This is a genomic window from Gammaproteobacteria bacterium (assembly GCA_036381015.1).
Taxonomy (GTDB): Bacteria; Pseudomonadota; Gammaproteobacteria; order Steroidobacterales; family Rariloculaceae; genus ZC4RG20.
In genome coordinates this window covers 1-3,058 of the sequence record DASVDR010000027.1, presented here as the reverse complement: position 1 = coordinate 3,058, position 3,058 = coordinate 1, and the positions used below count along the sequence as shown (strand labels likewise).

General features: G+C 68.8%; 3 protein-coding genes. 2 read left to right on the top strand and 1 reads right to left on the bottom strand.

Translation table 11 applies throughout. The features are described 5' to 3' along the window. Positions 1–33 precede the first annotated feature (33 nt). A complete protein-coding gene (locus VF329_10145; protein HEX7081364.1) occupies positions 34–2,064 on the bottom strand; it encodes a serine hydrolase domain-containing protein in 2,031 nt (676 codons plus the stop codon). A gap of 76 nt (positions 2,065–2,140) precedes the next feature. Between VF329_10145 and VF329_10140 the strand changes: the two genes are divergently transcribed. Continuing rightward, positions 2,141–2,947 carry a M15 family metallopeptidase gene (locus VF329_10140; protein HEX7081363.1) on the top strand — a complete coding sequence of 269 codons (807 nt, stop codon included), beginning with the start codon at positions 2,141–2,143 and terminating at the stop codon, positions 2,945–2,947. Next, a partial coding sequence (locus VF329_10135) for an XRE family transcriptional regulator (protein ID HEX7081362.1) occupies positions 2,944–3,058 on the top strand: 115 nt, incomplete at its 3' end. The genes VF329_10140 and VF329_10135, both read left to right, overlap by 4 nt.

The following is a 3,058-nucleotide window of genomic DNA, read 5'->3' as shown; positions in this document are numbered from 1 at the left end:
TCCAGCGTGCGGCGGAGCGCGCTCAATGCCCGCTCAATAGTCGGTACCGAAGCCGATCAGGTCGAAGGCGAGCGCGACCCACAGCACCGTCGTGAACGCCACGACCAGCACGATGCTCCAGACCTTCGCCGGCCAGCGACGCTGGCCGCGCCACACGTTGGCCGCGTGCCAGAGCGCGATCGCGACCCCGACCGGGAAGACGACGATGCTCAGGACCTGCAGCAGCAGGATGAGCGGATCGAACACGCCCGCGAGCAGCGACAGGTCGGAGAACATGGCGGTGACCACGAGCGCCCAGCCGGTAAGGACGGCGAGCACGGCCCAGGAGGCGATCTTGCCCCAGCGATAGGCACGGAGATCCATGCCGGAGAGCAGCGGCGGCTGCGCGTAGCGGCGGCGGACGACCGCCTTCACCGGCCACAGCAGCGCGGTAAGGACGAGTGCCGCGAGGCTCGCGTTCAAAAGCGGCAGCAGCCACGCCGAGGATTTCCACCACGGCACGGGCTCGAAGACCATGAACGGCGAGAACGTGTCCATGCTGAAGCGCTGCACGACGCCGTCTTTCAGCACCGCCGCGAGGCGTTCGTCGCCGCCTTCCTCCACCCACACGTACGGCGAGATCTCGCGCCAGACCTTCGGCGCGCCGGAGAGATCGGTGACGGCCGGGACCGTGATCGTGCCGTCGCCGTTGTCGACGACCTTCGCCTGGCCGAACAGGTTCAAGGAGGCGAGGAACGTGGTTTCCGCCCGGCGCGAATTCGTGTACGTGCCCGCCATCAGCGCGGCATGCTCGGCCGCGGTTTTCGGATCCACTTCCCCGGACGGCTCCGGGCCCGGCAGGTAGCGGTCGGCGAACTGCTCGAAGAGCGCCGTGCGGATGGAGTGCGCCGCACCCTGCTTGCCGGCGCTGTTCGTCGCGACGTACAGGCCGACGCCCTCGTCGAGGAAGAGGTGCAGGTAGCTGTGGAACCACTGCGTGTCGCCGCCGTGCGCGATGACGTCGCGGCCGTTCACGTCGGTCTCGTAGAAGCCGAGCGCCATGCGGTTCAGCGGCGGCAGCATCGTCAGCATGGTTTCGTGCATGGTGCGCGCCGTGGCCGGCTCGAGGATGCGCACGCCGTTCAGCTCACCGCCGTTCAGGTGCGCGAGCATGAACTTCGCCATGTCGGTGCCGCTGGACGACAGGCTGCCCGCGGGCGCCGGGTTCACGATCTCGAACGGCTGCGCCTCGCCCGAGGTGTCGGCATAGCCCTTGGACATCTGGCCGGCGAGCTGCTCCGGGAGCGGCTGGCGGAACGTGGACTCGTGCATGCCGAGCGGCGCGAAGATGTGCTCGTCGAGGTAGTCGTCGAACGACTGGCCGGAGACGCGCTCGACGATATAGCCCGCAAGCCCGGTCGCGTAGTTCGAGTACGCGGGCGTGCTGCCGGCGGGGAAGATGCGCCGCGGTACCCACGACGCGATCGATTCGCCGAGCGGCTCGGCGTTCTCGGGATCGGGGGTGATGAGCTTCTTCAGGCGTTCCTCGAAGCCCGTCGTGTGCGTCATGACGTCGCGCATCGTGATGGGCCGGTCGCCGTCGCGCTCGGGCAGGTCGAAATCGATGTATTCGCTCACGTCGGCGTCGAGATCGATCTTGCCCTGCTCGACGAGCTGCATGACGGCCGTCCACGTGAAGAGCTTGGAGATCGAGCCGGGGCGGAACAGCGTGTGCGCGGGATCGACCGGCGCATGTGACTCGAGATCGGAATAGCCGTAGCCTTTGGCCAGCACGACGTCGCCGTCGGCAACGACGACAACGACGGCCCCGGCGACACCGCCGTCCGCGAGCGCGTAGGGTATGAAGCCGTCGAGCCAGGCGGCGAGATCCGCCTGGGTCAGCGAGTGCACGCCGGGGGCCGGGATCTCCGCGGGCGTTCCCTCGGGCTCGGCGGGGACGAGCGGCTCCTCCTCGGTCGGCTCGGGGACGAGTGGCGGCTCGTCGGGAGCGTCCTGGCGGGCCGCCGCCGGGGCGGCGTACAGCAGGGTGAGAGCGAGCAGGGCGATGAACGGGCTCTGGCGCATGTTTCCTGGCCTCCGCGTGCGGACGGCCGGAGCCCGCGCCGCGGCCGGGTACCGTAACCGTCCCAATGAGGATACAATGCGCCTATCTGGAAAATCGGTCAAGCGTCTGACGATGCAGCGGTTCCTCTTGCTCTGTGGCGTAGCGCTGCTCTCGCTCGCCGCGGGAGCGTGCCGGGACGATGCGCCGCCCGCCACATCAGCCGCGGCACCCGCGGGCGGGATCGGCGCGGACGGCATCTTCCGCATCGAGCCGCAGCGCCCGGTGGCGGAGATCGCCCGCGCGGCGCGAGCGGCCGAGCCGCCGGCTTCACCCGGCGCCACGCGCGAGCCCGAGCTCGTCGAGCTGACCGCGCTCGACCCGACCATTCGCCTCGACATCCGTTACGCCACGACCAACAACTTCCTCGGCACGCGCCTCTACGATGAGCCGCGCGCGTTCCTGCAGCGGCCGGCGGCGGAAGCGCTGGTGCGCGCGCATCGCGCGGCGCAGGCGCACGGCTACGGGCTCCTGATCCACGATGCCTACCGGCCGTGGTGGGTGACGAAGGTGTTCTGGGACGCGACGCCGGAGCCGCTTCGGAAGTTCGTCGCGGATCCCGCAGAGGGCTCGCGGCATAATCGCGGAGCGGCGGTCGACCTCACGTTTTACGATCTCGCCACCGGGCAGCCGGCGGAGATGCCGAGCCTCTACGACGAGATGACCGAGCGGGCGTACCCGGATTACGCCGGCGGCACGCCGGAGCAGCGCGAGCGCCGCGATCTCTTGCGTTCGCTCATGGAGGCGGAGGGCTTTACCGTCTACGAAGCGGAGTGGTGGCACTTCGATTACCGGGACTGGCAGGAGTACCCGGTTCTGAACGTCACGTTCGAGGCCTTGGAATGAGTAAAGAAAGACAAACACTGGGGACGCTGCTGAAAAGCCTGAGAGTGAGGCACGGCTGGACGCTCAAGGAAATGAGCGAGCGCACGGAGATTCCGCTCTCCACGCTCTCCA